Raw genomic sequence first — 3,187 nt, forward strand, 5'->3', positions numbered from 1 at the left:
AAGAGGAAAGAAGGAGAAGATAACGTTGTATGGTATGCATGGCGTAGATTTTGTTCAAAGTTGGGAGGAAGAGGGTATTCCGAAGGATGCATATTTTGCGGAGGAGAAGTGGATAGCTCAGAGGTATTGGCACGCGCACGGTGATGATGTGTTAGTGAAAGTGAACCTACCTGTTGACGCTGTCATTCCGACGGCAGAAAAAGAATGGAAGACTGTAAGGTTAGTCAAGCCGAAAGAGTTTTCTGTTGTTATTTTGTCGTAATTATCTAAGAAGGGGACGTTTTTAGAAAAGTCATCAAAGATATGAAGTCGGGGAGGTAGAGGAGATTTTGGAAAGTGGTGTGGGAAAGACAGTAAAGAGTGTAAGATTATGATTTGAAGAGAAAGTCTGCAGAAAAAGTTCTTAGGTTATTGTATAGGGGTGTTTGCGATTTTTTCAAGATTGATTTTTTAAAGAGTTCATATTTTATATTCATTGTGTAATTAAGTCTTAGAACAGAAAAGAAAGATGAAGGAGGTAAGTGAGAGTGAAGAGAGGTTAAGCTTTTATAAGAGGAGATGTGGTGATGTAATTATTTTGAACGGTGTTGGGGAGGTTAGTCAGGGAGCTGATCTGCTTAAAGAATATTTCTGGATTTTTACTGTGCATGACAGTCATAGAGTTATTTTAAGATTGTTTAGAAGAAGTTTAGCGTGTTTTTACACATTTTCGATTCCGCATCTTTGGGAGTTGCAAGAGAGAGAGTTTGAGGTTAGAGAAGTGAATTTTCATGTTCAAATAGAAGATGGAATCTTTTTTTATGAGAGAGATCAAAGATTGGATTTGTCGCTGTTTAAGCCCCAGAGAGTGGTTTATGTTTTAGTGGGAGGGAAGAAAGCTGGGGTTTATTTTGAAAAAGACCAAGTTCTTATAGCTACCTACTGGACGCATAATGTTGGGGGTATTCGTATGTTATCGCAGTTGATGCCTTATCTTTCGAGGATATTTAAAAAGAGGCCTGAGACACCTCCGAAGCCTTGTTTTAGAATTATGTTTGGTGCTGATCCAGAGTTTGAGTTAATACGCCTTATTAATGGTAAGGTAGTGTCTGCAAATGGTATAGTACAAGGAGGGACTGGTCCAAACGAATTGGTTGGACGAGATGGTGCAGGTAATCAAGTAGAGATTAGACCTGCTCCGTCATGGGATTTACGGAAGTTCGTTTCAAATTTTAGAAATGGGTTGAGGGAGTTTGCAAGAATGTATCCTGGGTATAGTTTAGGAGTCAAAGGTGATGTGTATCCGTTAGGTGGTCATATACATATTTCTGTGCCTCCTTATGATGATATTTTGTTACTGTTGGACAATTGGATAGGTCAGCAGGTGATAGATCTTTCAGGTCGTGCAAGAGGTAGTTATAAGAGACTTGGTGCATATGAGACAAAGCCGTGGGGGTTTGAATATAGGACTCCGCCGTCGGCGATCTTTTTGAAGTCAAGTGTGTTATATTCTGTTTTGAAAGTCATTAAACGAGTCATTAGTGCGTATTTTACTCTTGATGGAGTTAGTGTTTTGCCGACTGACGAAGAAATTGATCGTTTATGTATAAGGAAGGAGTGGGGGACGCTCAATGACTTTATTGCCAGATATAGTGAGTTAGACAAGGATGTTTTGAAGCAATGGCGTATCAAAAGGATTAAGCCTGAGTCCAGAGTGGATTTAGTTTTCAGAGATGATTGGGATTCAGAAGTGAAGGAATTTGTCTCTAGTGTTTTGGCAAGCAAGTTGTCTAAGTTTGCTAAGAAGCTAAATAAGAAAGGTATATATAGGGTGATTTTGTTTGGATTTGGGCAAAGTCGAGGTATGGTATGTAATTTTGAATCGAGCATTTTTGAACGCCTTGATTTTGTTTATAATGTGAACGAAGATGAAAGGGCATTTGGTTTGCCTTATAGTGTGAGGGTAGCTGTATTGACAGATGATTTGAAGACTATGTGGATAAGAATAGCTGATGAAATAGTAAGTAACTTATTGGAATAAAGTGTAAAAGGAGGTGAGAATGTGTGTAATTTCAGTAAGTTTGAAAGGAAAGAAGTTTAGTGAGAAGGTTTTGAAGAAGATGTGGAATAGTAATCCGCATGGTGCTGGAGTTGCTTGGATTGAGGGGAGTAAGGTTCGGGTGGTTAAAGGTTTGATGAGATTTGATGATCTGGTGGAAGTATATAGAAGTATTCCTGATGTGATGCATGCTATCCATTTTAGGTGGAGATCGACAGGGGATGTTTTGCCGCAGTTGACTCATCCTTTTAGGGTGGATTCGATTGATATGCAAGAGTTGAGATATACAGCGGAAGCTGTTTTATTTCATAATGGGACGGTTCCTTACTGGCGAAATTTGTATGTGTTAGTTTTATCAGTGCTTAGGAAGAAAGATAGGGAAAAGATTTTGTCATTAGAGGCTGTTTCAGATACGTATGTTGTTAGTTTACTTGTGAATAGGTTTGGGAGTAAAATTTTAAAGCATTTGGATGTAGCTAGTAGGTGGTTAATTTTTGCTGCAGAGCCTATTTTCTATGGGATTTGGAGTGAGGATAAAAAGAATGGGTTTAAGTTTAGTAATGTATATTGGAAGTATGGTTATAAAGGGTTTTTACATAGATGGGAGGGAAGGGATTGTTGTAATGGGGATTGTAGTCAAAAATGAATTGAAGGAAAGTGTGAGGGAGGTACAAGTTGCTTTGTGAAGAAGAGTTGGGGCTATTTTGGTGATTGAGTTATTTAAGGAGTGGTGTAGGTGTTGTTTTACTTTGATAAAGAAGGTTTTATGATAGAAACAAAATGAAAAAAGGAGGAATGAAATGGCAAAGAAGGAAGAGCTTCAGCTTGAGTTTACTGACGACATTTTGAAGAAATGGATTGAAGTTATGATGAAGACTTATTTTGGACCAGCGTATCGGGAATTTATCAGCAAGTTTTCGTGGGAATCGAGGGTATGGATATTGTGGTACATGTGGCAGAATTATGATTATCGGACGTGGGAAGGTTTTGTAAGGCAAAATTTAAAGCATGTTAGGGAGTATCGGAATTTGACAGGGGATGAGTTAAGGAAGCTGAAGGATGAGCTTTATCGTTATGTGCTGAGAATTGTGGATATGATTCCGTCTAGTAGAGCCAAGAATTTAGCAAAAAAGGTGGATGATTATTTTG

General features: G+C 38.4%; 4 protein-coding genes. All 4 read left to right on the forward strand.

What is annotated here, in order from left to right; all coding sequences use genetic code 11:
* Nucleotides 1-25: 25 nt before the first annotated feature.
* Nucleotides 26-262 (forward strand): hypothetical protein, encoded by a 237-nt coding sequence (locus JHC30_05965; GenBank protein ID MCI4463696.1) that lies wholly within the window; start codon nucleotides 26-28, stop codon nucleotides 260-262.
* Between the two features lie 246 nt (nucleotides 263-508).
* Nucleotides 509-2,020: a hypothetical protein gene (locus tag JHC30_05970; GenBank protein ID MCI4463697.1), complete on the forward strand. Its 1,512-nt coding sequence runs from the start codon at nucleotides 509-511 to the stop codon at nucleotides 2,018-2,020.
* A gap of 19 nt (nucleotides 2,021-2,039) precedes the next feature.
* Nucleotides 2,040-2,684: a hypothetical protein gene (locus JHC30_05975; GenBank protein MCI4463698.1), complete on the forward strand. Its 645-nt coding sequence runs from the start codon at nucleotides 2,040-2,042 to the stop codon at nucleotides 2,682-2,684.
* Between the two features lie 154 nt (nucleotides 2,685-2,838).
* A partial coding sequence (locus tag JHC30_05980) for a hypothetical protein (GenBank protein MCI4463699.1) occupies nucleotides 2,839-3,187 on the forward strand: 349 nt, incomplete at its 3' end.

The organism is Caldisericum sp., from assembly GCA_022759145.1.
Taxonomy (GTDB): domain Bacteria; phylum Caldisericota; class Caldisericia; order Caldisericales; family Caldisericaceae; genus Caldisericum.